Source organism: Ureibacillus endophyticus, assembly GCF_024159215.1.
Lineage (GTDB): Bacteria > Bacillota > Bacilli > Bacillales_A > Planococcaceae > Ureibacillus > Ureibacillus endophyticus.
In genome coordinates this window covers 217,427-234,723 of record NZ_JAMYWW010000001.1, presented here as the reverse complement: position 1 = coordinate 234,723, position 17,297 = coordinate 217,427, and the positions used below count along the sequence as shown (strand labels likewise).

The following is a 17,297-nucleotide window of genomic DNA, read 5'->3' as shown; positions in this document are numbered from 1 at the left end:
TTGTTCCTCTGATTCTGTTAATTTACTATTTAATAGTAGTTTAATAGATTCGGAGGAACATTAAATGAAAAAAGCACTGCTTTTACTCTTATTTCTTACTATTTCTATGCTTTTACTTCCGATTCAAAAAAGTAATGCCCAGGAAGTTGAACCAATTGTAAAAGTCAAATTGGTTAACTATTTGGGGGATAAGAAAGAAATTACTTTAAAGCCAAACGGTAATTACTTAACAAGTGATGGAAACATCGTCTTAAAGGCTAATGAATCATATACATTAAAACAAGTTAGCGGAAAACTCTCTTTATATAAAGAAGGTCTATTGTTAGGTACATATCAAACTTTTTCCGCTATGCCAAGTTTTACTACTAGTCAACTTTCAATAAACAATCGTCCTTATTTAGGAAGTTTTGATTTTATAGTTGAAAACAATTACGTTCGACCAATTAACTCAATTTATATGGAGGATTATTTAAAGGGCGTTGTTCCAAACGAAATGTATCCTTCTTGGAATGTGGAAGCTTTAAAAACACAAGCTGTTGCAGCAAGAACATATGCAACAAGCTACTTAAATCGGGAAATTATTAATGACACGATTTCTTATCAAGTTTATGGTGGTTATGTATGGACACCAAATACAACAAGAGCTGTGGATGAAACGAAAGGAGAAGTCCTCCACTATAACGGCCGTTTAATCGATGCTGTCTATTCTTCTAGTAACGGTGGAATGACTGAAAGTAACGCCAATGCTTGGGGAAACACACAAGTACCCTATTTACCAATAAAAGAAGACCCTTATGACCCAAAGTTTGTTTGGAATTTTTCTTTTAATAAAACTCAAATCGATTTAACTAAATTAGATTTATCAAAGTATTCAACTTGGTGGACTTCTACAAAAGAAAGAGATCCGCTAATTGCCTCAAATATTAAAGCCTGGTTAAACAAAAATGGATATACAGATAAAGAGTTGAAAATTACCGCTATTCCTACATTTTCACTTTCAAATCCTGGTTCTGGTGGCCGTGTAAAAAACGGATCTATTACTGTGGAATTTTTAGTTAAGGATTTAGTAGATAAAACCGGGAAGTTAGTTCCGCAACGTGTAACCTTTACAAACGGCAACGCTACAAAAATCCGCGCAATGATTGGAAATCGTGTTATGTTGAGTTACCTGGTGGATGAAGTGAAATCAGATACAGATGTAGTTCGAGTAACAGGGCGTGGAGATGGTCATGGTGTTGGGATGAGTCAATGGGGAGCTCAAAAAATGGCTAATATTGGTGGTAAAACCTATGATGAAATATTAAAGTTTTATTATAAAGACATATCAATTTTAAAAGTATATAATCCAATCGCTAATATAATAAGCCCATTCCCAATCGAGCCAATCAAACAACCTATTGGAGGTATTGGAGGTGGCACAGATGCTGATAACTATATCGATCGAACTGCACCTTCCATTAGCGAGTTAGCATCCAGTTACAATGCGAATAAAAAAATAACATTATCTTATGCAATCAATGAAACGACCAACACATCCATTTATGTAAAAGATTCAAATGGAGTAATTTTACAATACCTCATCAAAAATTTAGAGCAAGCTCCAGGTAAGTATGAAATTTCTTGGGATGTTTCTTCTATCAAAAACGGAACGTATACGTTTGGAATTATTACAACTGATTTAGCTGGCAATACTTCCTCTGCAATTCATAAGCACACATTAAATATCCCAAAAGATGTAATAGCACCTTCCATTACTAATATAGGGACAACCTATAACATTAGTACGAAAAATGTATCGTTCAATTATACGATAAATGAACCAGCAAAAATTTCAGTATATGTGAAAAATGCTAAAGGAACACTTGTAAAGCAGTTAGAAACCAACACTGAAAAGACTAAAGGAAAACAAACTGTTTTATGGGATGTATCAAAAATTGCTAATGGGAACTATACATTTGTTATTACTGCTGAAGATTTAGCAAAGAACAAATCAACAAAAACACATGCGTTCACTTTATTAAAAACAAATATTGGTAAAGTAAGTGGCACTGATGTATTGATAAGACAAAACGCTTCAACAAATTCCCCTTCTATTGGGAAGCTTCAAATAGATAATACTGTCCTTATCTTAAATAATAGTGGTACATGGTATTATGTCCAATATGGTAAAAAGAAAGGTTATGTTTACGCTAAATATATCAATATCATAAGATAACATGTACTGCACTTTTTCTTTTGAAGAGGTGCAGTTTTTATATTACAACTAAAGGGCTGTGCAATTTCTTTACACAGCCCCTTAACTAGACATTTATTTTAGTGTTTTTTTAAACTCTCTAGCTTGTTTCTTCATTCGATCCACTAAGAATCCACCTTTAAAGGACTTCGGTTCATAGGATATGATGAATGCTTTTGGTTCGATGGATTCAACTAAAGCAAAGAGCTCTTTTTCCCTGTTTCGTTTTGCTAGAATTTCATATTTAAAGCGTTCACTGTCTCTACCTTCACCTACATAAGTTGTAATGGCAAAGCCGTTTGTACGCAATGTATCAATAAGTTCTTGATTTTTCTTCTGTGTATTGATTGTGATATACACATAGCCAATTGCTAGTTTATTTTCAATTTTCGTTCCTAAAAACATCCCTAGGCCGAACCCTACTGCGTAAACTATCATTGCCAATAAACTTTGATCCCCATTAAAGACAAGAGATAATCCAAATACATAAATCAACATTTCTAATATTCCAAAGATGGCCGCGAACAGTGTTAGATTTTTAACTAAGAAAATTGTTCGTAACGTTAACAAAGGTACATAGACCAGTTGAAGTAATAATATTAATAAAATGTTTGTCATCTAATTCGCCTTTCTTTGAAAAATATTTTGTATTTATTATTTACCTACAATTATCTATTGTACTCACGTTATGTGTTAAATATATTTTTAAAACTAAAAGACACATCTAAACCTTATCTATCTCTATACATTCCATATATAAGTAAACTATTCCTTCTTTACTTTGTTTTAAACACAATCCCTCTATCATTTATCACTTCTTCCTTTTACTCTATATATGTATATAAAATCAAATACACCTTCGTTATATTAACTTAACGAAGGTGTTGAATTATTCAATATTAATAACATTGGAAGAACATAATACTATTTCGATTTAGAGAGTCATAAACCCAACCTCTATTCCCTCTCCAACGGAAACCAATAATTTGATTTCCTATAACAAACATAGGGAAGAACCAAAATGCATTTCCATTTCTCAACCAAATAAAGGTATTTCGGAACATACAACGTCTAATGCTTCCTACTCCGCCTCTGCGAGAAAATTCTTGTTGTTGAAATGTTGTCATTTGCGGTGTAAAACTTGGTGGTGGTGCTGTCGGAGGTTGCATTTGTCCCATACCTCCACCTGGCATACCAAATGGTGGTTGACCCCCGCCTGGAAAGCCAGGAAATTGCCCTTGCCCTCCTCCAGGGAATCCAGGTTGGCGTCTTCTACGGCGTGGGGATTCATCAAATTGATTACCAGTAAAATCAAAAGGATTCACTACTTAAATCCTCCCTTCATAATAAACTACCTACAATGTATGTAGAAAAAAGGAGCACGTGTAGGTTGTCCATCCCTATAAGAATTGATATTTATAAATAACTCTTGTTTTTGACCCCTTTTAAAATTCCCAATGATTAATACAAAAGCCTTATCCCCTATCGGAGTACGAATAATATGTATTTTTATGAATATCTTTTAACGACCATGTTTTTTCAATTGCCAATCTCCCTCCTATTGGCTTAACAACATAGAAGGAGCTGAATTCTTGCTTCAATTTGTTATTTCAAAAGAAAAGTACAGTCTTTGTCTTGTAAATCCTAGTAAAGAGGATGTTCAAGAAGTTTATTTAAAATATTCAGGTCATACAACTAAAGGAAATATTTATTATAAATTTGAACCAATTCAAATGTACATCGATACTCTTTATGGTGAAAGTTATGCAATTTTAGAAGAATCGAATTCATATAATTTCGATACAACATTTAATTATGAAGTACTTTTTGTTTGTGAAGAAGGAATTGTTCTTAAAAAGTTTATTCGAAGAAAAATGAAGAATATGATAACGATTGATGCTCACCCATTTTTCACTAACTCCATTTGGCAAATAGAAGAATCTTCAAATGAGCAAATTGCTATGGAAGATATCATTCAACTTGTGGCAAATGATATCTATGCATCAAAAGCACCTGTTGATGATCCGATTTATCAGCAACTAATCCAACAAAGTGAATTATTTGAAGATTTCTTAGATAACCTTTATTCGGAAATGGACAGTTATTATCGTGGTGAAAATAGAAATTCGTTAAAAAAATGGGAGTTTACTAACTTTATCGAATCAGAATACGGAATACAATTAGAACATTCAGAAGGGGCTGAAATAATCATTGCAAATTGTGTTGCCCTTATGATGAAACTAAATCTCCCCTTACCTAAAATGGCAGAATACTTTATGGAATATATTATTTAACTCCTGAATAAAGAGGCAACTTCAAAAGAATTTTGAGATGCCCCTTTTGTGACTGACGCTTAAACTTTCCTCAAAGTTAATTTACAACGTGGATTGTGTTCATCACCCAGGAGGAATATTTTTTAGGTTTATTTAATGAGTATTTGAAAGAGCTGTGCAGAAAGTCTATCTTACTGCACAGCTTCTTTTATTCTAAAATGTACCTTTCATCCCGGAATAAATTCCAAAATGAACTTGTATTAAGGGAATGAATTACTATTAAAATCACCATTCACTTATTAAAATAGGTAAATTTTTCTTAATAAATCGATAATATTGTTAAAGTTTTATACATAAGTTTTAAAAAAAAAAAATATGATAATCACAGGTAAAGGAGGTAATGAACATTCAGTACTTCTTTCTCATAATTACTCTTATTTGTCTTACTATTGCATTATGGAAAAAGCGATTCATTTTATTACTAGTACCAGTAGTTGTAATCGTAGTTTATATTATAGTTGAAATTCTCCTCGTTCCAGCTCCACTATTAGAAACAATTAAGTTTATCTTTAGTCTACAATAGCTTATTTCTTATCCTTTTGATTTGGACAAATTATCACTATCCCTTCTAATTCACAACTATTTAAATTATCCTATTAACCTTCTTTCCGCTTAATTCTGTGATTACTTTGTCTCCTCTAAGAGACAAAGCAATATATAAGCTCTTATAAAAAGGAGGAGTAATTTACAGCTCTTTATTTGTGTAATCTGTAACATTTGCTGATTGGGGAAATTTAGAACAGGGGTGAAATGGTGAAAAAGATCAATAAAAGCAAGGCTGATGCATACTTCCGTGAGAAAAACACCTATATGATTATCTATTTTATCATTTGGGCGATTGTTTCTTATGGGGTCGTATTATTTGCAGAGCCACTTAGTGATGTTTATTTTAATGGCTTCCCATTCCACTATTTTATGGGGGCTCAAGGGGCTTTAGCAGTATTTATTATTTTACTTTTTGTTAATGCATTTGTGGGGGACAAAATTGACAAAAAGTACGGCATTGATGAAAAACGAAATGAAGAAATTGGTAGATCTACAACGGTAGACCATTAAAGTAAATCTTGAAATAAAGGGGGATGATTTTTGGATACGCAATTTATAACATCGTTAGCCATTATTTTAGCCACATTTGCTTTGTATATATTTATTGCAATTTATAATAAAGCGAAAGAAACATCTGATTTCTATGTAGCGGGTCGTGGAGTACCACCAGTTTGGAACGGTATGGCAATTGGTGCCGATTGGATGAGTGCGGCTTCCTTCATTGGTATGGCCGGTACTATTATGATGCTAGGATACGATGGTTTAGCATATATCATGGGGTGGACAGGAGGATATTTACTCTTAACATTCCTACTTGCACCTCAATTAAGAAAGTCAGGAAGTTATACAGTTCCTGAATTTATCGGTGATCGCTTCAAAAGTAATACTGCACTTATCATTGCTGCAATTTGTACAATGATCATCAGTTTCACTTACTCAATCGGACAGTTATCAGGTTCTGGAGTAGTAATCGGAAGACTTTTTGAAATTGATGCGAAACTAGGTACAATGATCGGTGTAGTTTTAATTGCAATTTATGCAGCATTCGGAGGAATGAAAGGGATTACATGGACTCAAGTTGCACAATACATTGTATTAATTGTGGCATACCTTGTTCCTGTAATCTTCATGTCATTACAAATTACAGGTAATCCTCTACCTTGGCTTTCTTACGGTGAAATTGTTGGTAAGCTTGGGGAATTAGATCGTGAACTGGGGCTCTCTGAGTATTTTGCTCCTTTTGAAAAAGGAACTAAGTGGCAATTCCTTGCGCTTATGTTCACTTTAATGGCAGGTACTGCAGGGCTTCCACACGTAATTGCTCGTTTCTACACAGTATCTACAATGAAGGCTGCGCGTTGGTCAGGAGCATGGGCACTTTTATTCATCGCGTTATTATACTTCTCTGCACCTGCTTATGCGGCATTCTCACGCTTCATTTTAATGACACAAGTAGCTGGTAGTAAAATTGCTGATCTCCCTGCTTGGACAAAAACTTGGGTAGATACAGGATTATTAAAAGTTGCAGATACAAGTGGCGATGGAATTCTTCAATGGAATGAATTAATTATTGCAAACGATATTGTCGTAATGGCAACACCTGAAATTGCAAATCTAGGAATCTTCGTTATTGGTTTAGTAGCAGCTGGTGCGATGGCTGCAGCTTTATCAACAGCTGGTGGTTTATTAATTGCTATTTCATCAGCTTTTGCGCATGATATTTACTATCGAGTTTTAAAACCAGATGCAACAGATAAACAACGTCTTAAAGTTGGACGTATTACAATCGTAGTTGCAACGTTATTTGCTGGTATCGTTGCCCTTGACCCACCAGGTGCGATCACGCAAATAGTTGCTTGGGCATTCGCCATTGCAACCGGTACATTCTTCCCTGCTTTAGTACTTGGTGTATGGTGGAAACGAGCGAATGCGCAAGGTTTAATTGCTGGTTTACTTGTAGGTTTAGCTGTAACATTATCCTACATTTTTGCAGCTAAATATGGTGGATTTACTATACTCGGTATTATTGATACAGGAGCTGGGGTATTCGGTGCAATTGCTGCATTTGCTGCAAATATCATCGTATCCCTTGCAACGAAGCCACCTTCACAAGAAATTCAAGATGCCGTTATTAACTTACGCTATCCAGAGCAAATGACATACAAAGACGGCGAAGTATATATGAATGAGTAATTTTTAACGTACCAGGTACAGAAGCAATTCAAAATTGTTTCTGTATCTGGTACTTTTCTTTGTCTTCTTCCATCCCATTTGAAACTTCTACTAACCTAAATCGTAAAATACATTAGTAGTAAGTTTACCTTTGTTTTTATTCATTCTAGAAAGGATTGATTTGATGTTAGATAAATTTTTAAAGAAGTTGTTAGGCGGAAGCAATAGTAAACGCCATTATTATAGTAGTAGCAGAAGAAAATACTCTAATAAACACAACTACTATGGCCATAAACATTATAAAAGAAGTTATAAAAGTCGTTCTGGATTTTTCAGTTCAAAAAGTTTTTTCAGCTCAGGTAGTTTCTTTGGTAGTTAAACATGTTTAACTCATTAAAGGAAAATAAATATGATGCCTTGGTTAAAAACTATATTGAAACCAAAACCCGTTATCGCTTTATTAAACAATTAGGTAGTGGATCTTATGGAGTTGCTTATTTAATTGAAGAGCTTTCATCAGGAGAAAAATTTGTACTGAAAAGAATGAAGGCAAAACATCGAAAAAGTCGCAAGCTTCGAGAAAAGTTCCATTTAGAGATTCAACTACTTCAGGAGATTGGTTTACCTAATACTCCTTCTGTTATTTCACAGGGTGTTATTGAAGAAGTTCCTTTTTATATTATGGATTATATAGGCGGACAGACATTTGAGCAGTCGATATTTATAGAAGGGAATACCTTTTCTGTTGAACAATCATTAAAAATTGCTAGTCAACTGCTGGAAAATGTTATTCTTTTTCATCAAAAAGGAATTGTGCATCGAGATTTACGTATTCCAAATATCCTAATGAAAGACGAACAATTATACATTATCGACTTTGGATTAGCTGTCTATATGAAGTGTGATGTTGACTTCAACGAAATTGACAACCCTAAAAGAGCTGAAAATCATATAAGTGACCTCTATTTTATCGGGCACTTCCTCCTATTCCTTCTTTATTCAAACTATTCACCCACTCAAAAGAAAGAACGGAGCTGGCAAGAAGAACTACAATTACCACCATCGTTAATAGAGTATATTGAACATCTCTTAATTATAAGAGAGCCTTTTAACAGTGCAGTGGACGCATTAAGATCCCTTCAATGCCAAATATTAGAGCACTCATTAGTTTTAACTGATTAATTTTTACAAATACCGTATTACATTTTGGTTGTCTGTCTAAACTGAGAAAAAAAGCATTAGGAGAGACTTCAAAATGTTACAATTAGAATCAAATATAGAGGGTAAATATACTGAATTTGGAAAGATACAAAACGCCATTAAAGATGCAGGTTTTACATTAGGAGGATACTGGGATTATGATCGCGGAATTTTTGACGCAATCCTTTCTAAAGATCAAGGTGAAACAATTTATTTACGACTGCCGTTTATCGTGACTCAAGGTATGCTCGATTCGCCAAATGCATACATTCGTTTTGAAACTCCTTATGTTATTAAACATATTGCAAACTTAGGGTTAGAACATGATGGCAGTTCAATGATGGATGCAACAGGATTTAGTCAATTCCAAGAACCGATTGATAAAGATGGATCCATTGAGGATAAAAACAAATGGATTAGTGTAGGAGAACAAGTAATTGAAGAAAAAGTGTTACCTTATTTAAATTAATTTTAAAAGATACAAAAAAAGCTAAAGAAACGATAGTCGCTTCTTTAGCTTTTAAAATTTTATTTTTGTGGAAGTACTGCATCCACAGCTTCAGCTTCAATTTCCATTAATTTATTAAATGGAATTACCTCTGAAGCTTTTGGCGTACCAAGTTTGAAATCAACTGTCTCATTTACTTTTGATTTTCCTAAATCATAAGATAATTTAAGACCTAGAGACTCGCCTTCCATTGTAATTGTGATATCTAAATTGAATTTGTCATATCCAATATATTTATCTTCATTAATTGCAATGTATTCGCTAAGTTCATTAATATCTACGAAGTTACTAATTTCCCCTGCTACTTCACCAATTGATACATCAGCACTTGCTAATCCTTCTTTTAGTAAAGCGATGTCTTCACTAGTTAAACCTAAAGCTTTCACGTATTCTGGGTTCTCTAATAATGTTAGGAACTTTGGTAATACGTTATTAAATAATGTTTCGATAAATGGTTTTAAATCTTCATTTGATAATTCGAATTTTAATACTTTATCAACTTTGATATCAGCTGGAACTGCAACTGATTGTTGATCTACTTCTTCATAATATTTACCAAATTCATCGAAGAAGATATCATAAATAGCTTTTGTAAATTCTGTTTGTAAAGCTAAATCCATTGAAACACTTGGTTGTCCAGAAAGTTCAGTTAGTTCATTAAGATCTAATTCAATATATTTACCGTTAAGCTCTTCTGGTAAAGGTAGAAGTGGTGATTGCGGTAATTTAATCCACATTTTATCAGTTGTCATAATCATTGGGATGCTGAATTTTGTTTCAACTTCACCTTGAAGTGTAAGATCCATTGTCATTTCCATTTTCATTGGATCTTTTTGATAAGCACCTTTAATATCTACTTTGATATCTTCAAACATTTTAAAGATTGCAGCATCTTCAGGAGTTGAAGTTAATGATTTAGGGAATTTAAGACCTAAATTCATACTTCCATCAAACTCATAACTATTTAAAGCTAATTCATTTGCATACACTTCTTTTAATAATTCTGTAATTGCTTCATTTGTTACTTCAGTTTCTTCTTCAACTGCTGGCTCTTCTGTCACATCCGTTTGCTTATTTAAAGCACTTGAAAGGAATACTACAAATTGAGCACGTGTAGTTGCTTCTTCTGGCTTGAATGAACCATCTTCTAAACCAGTTGCAATTTTGTTTGATACAATTGCATCAATTGCTTCATACGCATAGTGATCTTTCGCTACATCAGTGAAAGTTGTTGAACCATCACCTTTTAATTTAAATGCGTTTGTTAAAATTGTAGCCATTTGAGCACGTGTAAGAGGTTTATTCGGTTCAAATTTACCGTTAGTACCTTTCATAATTCCTGCTTTTGTTACAGCAGCAATTTCTTTAATTGAAGCATCTTTAATATCTTCATAGCTTACAGCGCCAACATTAGATACATCAAGTTTTAAACCGCGTGCAATCATAATAGCAGCTTGTCCACGTGTTACTGTGTTTTCCGGGCGGAATGTTTTATCAGGGTATCCTTTTACAATCCCTAAATCTACAAAATTACTAATTTCTTTTTCTGCCCAAAAATCTCCTTTCACATCAGTAAATGATGTTGCAGCTAATCCTTGAAGAGGCAAAGATAAAAGTAAAACTAACGTAAAAAGTACCGAAAAGATTTTTGACTTCTTCATGTGTTCCTCCTTATAAATTTATTACGCCAATCTCAGAAACTATAAATGTATAATTATGTATCTGATACCAATTGGTGCATTATATAGAAATTATAACATATAAATTGATAGAAAATTTTAAGATTTTGCATCTATTTTCCAATTCTGCAAATTAGGGATAAATTACTATAGAAAAAAGCTAAAGAAGCAAGTGCCTCTTTAGCTTTCATTTTTATGTTAGTTGCTGTTCTGCATATTTTCGATAAAGTTCATGATTTTCTATTAATTCCTCATGACTTCCAACACCAGTAATTCTACCTTTTTCTATAAAGATAATTTTATTTGCATCGACAATAGTAGATAATCTGTGAGCAATGACAAACGTTGTACGTCCTTTCATAAGTCGAGCTAAAGCTTGCTGAACAATACTTTCGGACTCGCTATCTAGACTTGCTGTTGCCTCATCCATTAATAAAATTTTAGGATTTCTTAAAAATGCACGGGCTATGGCAATTCGTTGTCTTTGTCCTCCTGAAAGTTTAACACCACGTTCGCCAATTTCTGTGTCTAATCCATTCTCAAATTCTTTAATAAATTGATCAGCATAGGCCATTTTTGTAACTTCCCAAAGTCTTTCATCTGATACTTCCTCTGTTAACCCGTAACAGAGATTGTCACGAATCGACCCTGCCATCATGGCACTTTCCTGAGAAACGTAACCGATTTGTTTACGCCAAGATACTAGTGACAATTTACTTATCGGCGTATCTCCTACAAAAATTTCACCAGATGTTGGTTCGTAATAACGTTCTAATAACCCAAACAAAGTCGTCTTTCCGCCACCACTTGGGCCTGCAAAAGCCACCATTTCCCCTGGATTCGCCTCGAAAGTAACGTTTTGAATCACTGGTTCTTCCCCATCGTAAGAGAACGAAACATCCTGCAAGCGAATAGGTTTATCTTTAATATCCATTTCAATTCCATCTTGTCCCTGTTCCAATGGGAGCTCTAAAATCTCAATAATTTTCTCTGTTGCCCCTTTAGCCTTTTGTAGCTGAGTAAAGAACATCGCAAAGGATGTAATTGGGAAAATGATTTGGAATAAATACAACAAGAACGCCACCAGTGAACCTGTTGTCATTGTTCCGTTAGCAACCCGGATTCCTCCATAACCAATGATCATAACAATAACAATCATGATGACCGTATGCATAATTGGCCCTACCAGAGCAAAGATCTTTGCTTCTCTTAATCCGAACTTTAGTAAAGTATTGATCCCTTGAATTCCTCTTGTCTCTTCAAAGCTTTCTGCATTGGAAGATTTCATTAATCGTACTTCACTGATTGTTTGTTGAATCGTTCCAGTGAAGGTTGCTGTTTCATCCTGCAAGCCACGAGAGATTTTCGCCATTTTAGATCCTAAAGGCATCATAACCGCAACAGTAATTGGAACTGAAATTAACATAATCAATGTCATTTTCCAATCCATAATTAGCAAAATAATAATTGCACCTATGATTGAGATTAAACCTGAAATAAATTGTGGGAAATGTTGTGTAATTAGATCTTTTACGATTCCTGTATCATTGATAAGTCGACTAACAGACTCCCCACTTTTCTGATTATCGAAGTACGAAACAGGCAAGCGAACTAGTTTAAGCCACATCATTTCTCTGAGTCTTGCCACCACTTTTTGCCCAACATAAGCAAGCAAATACATCGATACACCATCAAAAACTGCTTGTACAATAAAAAATGCGATGATAGCTAAAATAAGTGGCACACTTAATGATGCAAAGGAAAATCCATCAACAAGTTCTCGCGTTAAAAGAGGAATTCCAAGTCCAACTATTGTTGTAAAAATACTCAAAATCAACCCAAAAATAAGGGGTGCTTTCGGTATTTTTGTTGCAGCTATTAGTGAAATAAACGGTTTTATACTAACTTTTGGTACTTTTGAATTTTTGTTCATCTTTACCTCCTTCGATGTGCAAAAAAAGGAGGTGTCCAAAAAGTAATAATTTTTTGGACACCTATTTTCTTTCTTGATAAATATCTCTTATGAATTATTGTTCCTGCGGTAGTCAAAATAAATTTCCACTATCCTCGTCGCAATTTATCTGTGACGAAAGCGGTAGCGTCAGTTACAAAGGAGCTGTCTCAAAATGACTTTTCAGACAACTCCTTTCTCCTAATTAATTATACTGATACTGATGTAGTCTCGCAAAGATACCATTCTCTTGAATCAACTCATTGTAAGATCCATCTTCTTCTATTCCATTTGGCGTTATTACTAACACTCGATCGGCATCTTTGATTGTTGCCAAGCGGTGGGCGATGACAAGTGTTGTTCGGTTTTCTGCAAGTTCAGATAAAGACTCTTGAATGATTCTCTCTGTTTCTGTATCTAATGCCGATGTAGCTTCATCTAAGATTAAGATAGGCGGGTTCTTTAAAAACATTCGTGCAATGGCTAATCGTTGCTTTTGACCACCAGAAAGTTTTAATCCCCGTTCACCTATTTGCGTTTCCAATCCTTCAGGTAAATTATTCACAAAGTCCTCTAAGTGTGCCTTTTTCAAAGCATCTCTTATTTCCTCTTCTGTTGCACCACGTTTTCCATAGGCAATATTTTCCCTTATCGTACCTGTAAATAAAAACACGTCTTGTTGAACAATCCCAATTTGCTCACGCAGCGATCGTTTTGTTATGTCTCTGATATCTATTCCATCAATCTTAATAGAACCACTATCTACATCGTAGAAGCGTGGAATAAGAGAACAAATGGTTGTTTTCCCTGCTCCGGAAGGTCCAACAAATGCCGTCATTTCCCCTGCTTTTAACTCAAAGCTAATATCCTTTAAAATCGTTTTATCTTTTTCATAATTAAAATTAACATTTTCAAAAGTAATATCACCTTGTAAGTAAGGAACATCAATAGCATTTGGTCGATCTTGTACTTCTGGTTGTTCATTTAACATGTCTTGAAATCTTTTAAAACCTGCCATTCCTTTTGGATACAATTCTAGTAATGCACTAATTTTATCAATTGGTTTAATTAGCACATTTGTATAAAGGACAAAGCTGACTAACTCACCGTAAGAAAGTTTTCCATTAAAACTTAACCATGCCCCTACTACTAACACAACTAATGTTAAAAGACGGGTCATCATATAAATACCAGAATGGGTTCCAGCCATCACTTTATATGCATAAAGCTTTGCTGCTCTAAAGAATCCATTTTGCTCACGGAAACGTTCCATCTCAAATTGTTCATTAGTAAAGGATTGAACTACACGAATCCCAGCGACACTATCTTCAACTCGTCCGTTGACATCTGCAATTTTTCCGTACATTTCTTTCCATGCGGCGTTCATCTTTTTATTACTAAACGTAACTAAAGCAATTAACAATGGAACTGCCACTAGTGCAACATAAGCCAATGTTGGATTAACATTAAACATGATGGCAAAAGCTCCTATGAACGTCATGACAGCAATGAAGAAATCTTCTGGTCCGTGGTGAGCAAATTCCCCAATGTCAAATAAGTCATTTGTAATGCGACTCATTAAATGGCCAGTTTTGTTGTTATCAAAAAAGCGGAAGGATTGCTTTTGGAAATGGTTAAATAAATCCTGTCGCATATCAGTTTCTATATTAATTCCTAATTTATGTCCTAAATAGTTCACGATGAAATTGAGTATTGTACTTAAAACATAAACTAAAAGTAATAGAATACTCACTTTGACAATGGTATTCCACTCATTTGTTGGCAGTAGTTCGTCAATAAACCATTGTACAGCGATAGGAAAAGCTAACTCTAAAATCGCTACAATAATCGCACTGGCGAAATCTATAATAAATAAGCGTTTGTGCGGTTTATAATAGGAGAAAAATTTTGATAGCATAGAAGCCTCCTCATTTCGGAATCCGAATATTCTTCCCCATTTTACACGATTCATACTCTATTTAAAAATCTTTATCATTCGAGATTAATAATCTTTACAAGCTGTTCATTTAAAAAGTGTGCTGGCTGTTCGAAATCATTCATACTCCATTGAATAATCATTCCTAAAATTGCATTAGCTTGATAGGAAGAAAAGTATTCTAGATTAATTGTATTATCCACTTGATAATTCGCTTCCCGATCCTTTTTCAAGAGGATCTTAATTTCTTCAAACAATAAGTAATAATATGTAAGAGGCATATTTTTAGAAAAAACGATGCGATAAAAAGGTTTATATTTTTCAATATGGTGGAAAATTTTAATTGTTTTAGGATCCAATTCACTTGTTTTTAATTTCACCACATGACGGTACGGTTCTTGATAACTTCTAGCTAAATCTCTCATAATTTCACGAAAGTACTCTTCAAATAAATCCTCTATTTGACCGTAATGTAAATAAAATGTCCCTCGATTCACTTTTGCTTCTCTACATAATTCAGCAATTGAAATAGATTCTAATGGTTTAATTTCTAATAAATTGATTAATGCTTGTTGAAGTGCTTCCTTTGTTTTCATGACACGTAGATCCGTCTTCAACATTTTTCACCTCTTACTGAACAGTTTTTACGAAATGTGTTTAATATTGAACACTTCTATAATTTCTGCTTATTAAAAGCGTTTACTCTAGCTATTTATACTGAGTATTATACAGCTGTTCTATAAATTATTGGGAGGTTTTACAAATGAGATTACAAGATAAAGTTGCTATTGTTACAGGTGCTGCATCTGGTATGGGTAAAGCCATTGCAGAAGTCTATGCTAAAGAAGGTGCAAAGGTTGTTGCTTCTGACTTAAACTTAGAAGGAGTACAAGCCGTAGTGGAAGGCATTAGAGCAAACGGTGGCGAAGTAATTGCTGTGCAAACGAATGTTGCCTCTTTAGATGATTTAAACAGATTGTTTGATGAAACAAAGAACGCTTATGGAAAATTAGACATCTTAGTCAATAACGCTGGTATTATGGATGGCATGGAGCCTGTGGGAGAAATTTCTGATGAGCGTTGGGATAAAGTATTTGCTGTAAATACAAAAGCAGTAATGCAATCAATGCGTATTGCAATAAATCTCTTCCTTGAACAAGGTCACGGTGTAATTGTGAACAACATTTCTGCTGGCGGCTTATACGGAGCTCGTGCTGGCGCTGCATATACGGCTTCAAAACATGCTGTTGTTGGCTTAACAAAAAATACAGCATTTATGTATGCAGATAAAAATATACGTTGTAACGGAATTGCTCCAGGTGGGGTAATTACAAATATCGGAAGTACAATGACAAATCTTAGTCAAACAGGTTTTGCACGTCAACAACTCGGAATGGCAATTAACCCTCGTTCAGGGCAACCCGAAGAAATTGCAAACTTAGCGCTATTCTTAGCATCTGATGAGGCAAGCTTCATTAATGGACAAGTTATTACTGCGGATGCTGGTTGGACAGCTTACTAATTATTAAAGGGTCATTCAAATTGAATGACCCTTTACCTTATTTGGATAGAAAAACATTTCGAATCATTTTTTCATCAACAGGTGCAATGTTATTTTTCATATTTGCTGCGTCTAAAGAATGTTGAACAATGATTTCTAAATCTTCTATTGGTATTTCTAACTCTCCTAAAATAGTGCGTAACCCTAATTTAATTTTTAAATCATTTAATGCATTTACTAATTCATCAACATTACTAAACCCAATATTTTTTGCATGAATTTCTAGTAACGGTTTATATTCTGCATTTATTTTAAACCAACTATCTAATGTAAAAGCACATGCTTCTGCGTGAGGGATATCGTATTTGGCCGTTAAAATATAAGAACAAGCGTGAGATGCAGTTGTACCAGTTTGTGAAAATGCAAAACCTGCTAATACTGCTGCAAATGCCAATTGATCTTTTGCCTCAGCGTTCCCATTAACAGCAGCTTCCAAGTTTTCAAATGCTAGTTTCGCAGCTTGAACAGCAAAATGTTCTGTTAATGGATTTGACTTCACACTACCTAAAGAATCAAGAGAATGCGCAATGATATCGATTCCTGAAATTGCTGTTACATGCTTTGGACAACTATATGTAAGCTCAGGGTCGATAACAGCTGTTTTGGGAAATAACAATGGCGAAGTAAAAGATCTTTTTAAATCTTTTTCCTTCCAACTAATAACCGAAGTACCCGTTACTTCACTACTTGCTCCGCTGACTGTAGGTATGGCGATAAGTGGTAACGCTTTTGTGATGTTCTTTCCTTCCATCAAGTCTATAGCTGTACAGTTTTCCGCCACAACCGCGCAAACTGCCTTCGCACAATCTATTACACTTCCCCCACCTAGTGCAATAATGTAATCTACTTCTAATTCCCTTGCTTTTTTTGCACACATTTCTACGTTTTCGATGGTTGGATTTGGCTCAATTCCACTTACGACATCTAATATTCTCCCAGCACTTTTATTCACAATGTCTGCTGTTGTTCCATTTTTCACCGATGAATTCGTTGCAATGAGAAGTGCCTTTTGAATATTGTTTTGTTCTAAATAGTCCCCTAAATTTTGCAATACACTTTTTCCAAATATGATTTCTGTTGGATGTTCATAACGCCACATAACCTATCCCCTATCAGTATTTTTGATATTACCATTATAGCGGATTTCTGAATTTTATTTTAATTTATGAGAATACAGG

15 protein-coding genes are annotated in these 17,297 nt (G+C 34.4%); 8 read left to right on the top strand and 7 right to left on the bottom strand.

The window, feature by feature from the left end; all coding sequences use genetic code 11:
- The first annotated feature begins 64 nt into the window (after nucleotides 1-64).
- Nucleotides 65-2,215: a SpoIID/LytB domain-containing protein gene (locus NKR20_RS01115; protein WP_253422926.1), complete on the top strand. Its 2,151-nt coding sequence runs from the start codon at nucleotides 65-67 to the stop codon at nucleotides 2,213-2,215.
- A gap of 93 nt (nucleotides 2,216-2,308) precedes the next feature.
- Here the strand turns inward: NKR20_RS01115 and NKR20_RS01110 are convergent, their stop codons facing one another.
- Nucleotides 2,309-2,851 carry a DUF2179 domain-containing protein gene (locus NKR20_RS01110; RefSeq protein ID WP_121213601.1) on the bottom strand — a complete coding sequence of 181 codons (543 nt, stop codon included), beginning with the start codon at nucleotides 2,849-2,851 and terminating at the stop codon, nucleotides 2,309-2,311.
- 281 nt (nucleotides 2,852-3,132) lie between these two features.
- Nucleotides 3,133-3,558 (bottom strand): hypothetical protein, encoded by a 426-nt coding sequence (locus NKR20_RS01105; protein WP_253422924.1) that lies wholly within the window; start codon nucleotides 3,556-3,558, stop codon nucleotides 3,133-3,135.
- Between the two features lie 267 nt (nucleotides 3,559-3,825).
- On the opposite strand from NKR20_RS01105, the gene NKR20_RS01100 reads away from it, so the two are divergent.
- The 6 genes from NKR20_RS01100 to NKR20_RS01075 all read left to right on the top strand — a co-directional run bounded on the left by NKR20_RS01100 (nucleotide 3,826) and on the right by NKR20_RS01075 (nucleotide 8,953).
- The gene (locus NKR20_RS01100) at nucleotides 3,826-4,527 is read left to right on the top strand and encodes a hypothetical protein (protein WP_253422922.1); all 702 of its coding nucleotides are present in this window, start codon (nucleotides 3,826-3,828) and stop codon (nucleotides 4,525-4,527) included.
- A gap of 379 nt (nucleotides 4,528-4,906) precedes the next feature.
- Entirely contained in the window at nucleotides 4,907-5,089 is a 183-nt protein-coding gene (locus NKR20_RS01095) for a hypothetical protein (RefSeq protein WP_253422919.1), read from the top strand.
- A 230-nt stretch (nucleotides 5,090-5,319) separates the two neighbouring features.
- Nucleotides 5,320-5,622, top strand: a complete 303-nt coding sequence (locus NKR20_RS01090) for a DUF4212 domain-containing protein (RefSeq protein WP_253422915.1) — start codon at nucleotides 5,320-5,322, stop codon at nucleotides 5,620-5,622.
- 30 nt (nucleotides 5,623-5,652) lie between these two features.
- Complete coding sequence (locus NKR20_RS01085) at nucleotides 5,653-7,305, top strand: sodium:solute symporter family protein (RefSeq protein ID WP_253422913.1); 1,653 nt, start codon at nucleotides 5,653-5,655, stop codon at nucleotides 7,303-7,305.
- A gap of 360 nt (nucleotides 7,306-7,665) precedes the next feature.
- A complete protein-coding gene (locus NKR20_RS01080) occupies nucleotides 7,666-8,466 on the top strand; it encodes a serine/threonine-protein kinase (RefSeq protein WP_253422911.1) in 801 nt (266 codons plus the stop codon).
- Nucleotides 8,467-8,539: 73 nt separating this feature from the next.
- Entirely contained in the window at nucleotides 8,540-8,953 is a 414-nt protein-coding gene (locus NKR20_RS01075; protein WP_253422909.1) for a YugN family protein, read from the top strand.
- Nucleotides 8,954-9,012: 59 nt separating this feature from the next.
- Here NKR20_RS01075 and NKR20_RS01070 read toward each other — a convergent pair whose 3' ends face one another.
- The 4 genes from NKR20_RS01070 to NKR20_RS01055 form a co-directional block, all read right to left on the bottom strand.
- Nucleotides 9,013-10,653 carry an S-layer homology domain-containing protein gene (locus NKR20_RS01070; RefSeq protein WP_253422907.1) on the bottom strand — a complete coding sequence of 547 codons (1,641 nt, stop codon included), beginning with the start codon at nucleotides 10,651-10,653 and terminating at the stop codon, nucleotides 9,013-9,015.
- Between the two features lie 211 nt (nucleotides 10,654-10,864).
- Nucleotides 10,865-12,604: an ABC transporter ATP-binding protein gene (locus NKR20_RS01065; RefSeq protein WP_253422904.1), complete on the bottom strand. Its 1,740-nt coding sequence runs from the start codon at nucleotides 12,602-12,604 to the stop codon at nucleotides 10,865-10,867.
- Between the two features lie 223 nt (nucleotides 12,605-12,827).
- A complete protein-coding gene (locus NKR20_RS01060; RefSeq protein ID WP_121213616.1) occupies nucleotides 12,828-14,540 on the bottom strand; it encodes an ABC transporter ATP-binding protein in 1,713 nt (570 codons plus the stop codon).
- A 74-nt stretch (nucleotides 14,541-14,614) separates the two neighbouring features.
- A complete protein-coding gene (locus NKR20_RS01055; RefSeq protein WP_253422902.1) occupies nucleotides 14,615-15,178 on the bottom strand; it encodes a TetR/AcrR family transcriptional regulator in 564 nt (187 codons plus the stop codon).
- Nucleotides 15,179-15,321: 143 nt separating this feature from the next.
- Here NKR20_RS01055 and NKR20_RS01050 point away from each other — a divergent pair, with 143 nt between their 5' ends.
- Nucleotides 15,322-16,080: an SDR family oxidoreductase gene (locus NKR20_RS01050; RefSeq protein ID WP_253422899.1), complete on the top strand. Its 759-nt coding sequence runs from the start codon at nucleotides 15,322-15,324 to the stop codon at nucleotides 16,078-16,080.
- Nucleotides 16,081-16,117: 37 nt separating this feature from the next.
- On the opposite strand, the gene NKR20_RS01045 is transcribed toward NKR20_RS01050, so the two are convergent.
- A complete protein-coding gene (locus NKR20_RS01045; RefSeq protein ID WP_253422895.1) occupies nucleotides 16,118-17,218 on the bottom strand; it encodes an iron-containing alcohol dehydrogenase in 1,101 nt (366 codons plus the stop codon).
- Between the last annotated feature and the right edge of the window lie 79 nt (nucleotides 17,219-17,297).

What these genes read in the sequence shown, in the direction of transcription:
- NKR20_RS01115 (WP_253422926.1), top strand. Translation starts at nt 65, where the DNA reads ATGAAAAAAGCACTGCTTTTACTCTTATTTCTTACTATTTCTATGCTT.
- NKR20_RS01110 (WP_121213601.1), bottom strand. Translation starts at nt 2,851, where the DNA reads ATGACAAACATTTTATTAATATTATTACTTCAACTGGTCTATGTACCT.
- NKR20_RS01095 (WP_253422919.1), top strand. Translation starts at nt 4,907, where the DNA reads ATGAACATTCAGTACTTCTTTCTCATAATTACTCTTATTTGTCTTACT.
- NKR20_RS01080 (WP_253422911.1), top strand. Translation starts at nt 7,666, where the DNA reads ATGTTTAACTCATTAAAGGAAAATAAATATGATGCCTTGGTTAAAAAC.
- NKR20_RS01075 (WP_253422909.1), top strand. Translation starts at nt 8,540, where the DNA reads ATGTTACAATTAGAATCAAATATAGAGGGTAAATATACTGAATTTGGA.
- NKR20_RS01070 (WP_253422907.1), bottom strand. Translation starts at nt 10,653, where the DNA reads ATGAAGAAGTCAAAAATCTTTTCGGTACTTTTTACGTTAGTTTTACTT.
- NKR20_RS01065 (WP_253422904.1), bottom strand. Translation starts at nt 12,604, where the DNA reads ATGAACAAAAATTCAAAAGTACCAAAAGTTAGTATAAAACCGTTTATT.
- NKR20_RS01060 (WP_121213616.1), bottom strand. Translation starts at nt 14,540, where the DNA reads ATGCTATCAAAATTTTTCTCCTATTATAAACCGCACAAACGCTTATTT.
- NKR20_RS01055 (WP_253422902.1), bottom strand. Translation starts at nt 15,178, where the DNA reads ATGTTGAAGACGGATCTACGTGTCATGAAAACAAAGGAAGCACTTCAA.
- NKR20_RS01050 (WP_253422899.1), top strand. Translation starts at nt 15,322, where the DNA reads ATGAGATTACAAGATAAAGTTGCTATTGTTACAGGTGCTGCATCTGGT.
- NKR20_RS01045 (WP_253422895.1), bottom strand. Translation starts at nt 17,218, where the DNA reads ATGTGGCGTTATGAACATCCAACAGAAATCATATTTGGAAAAAGTGTA.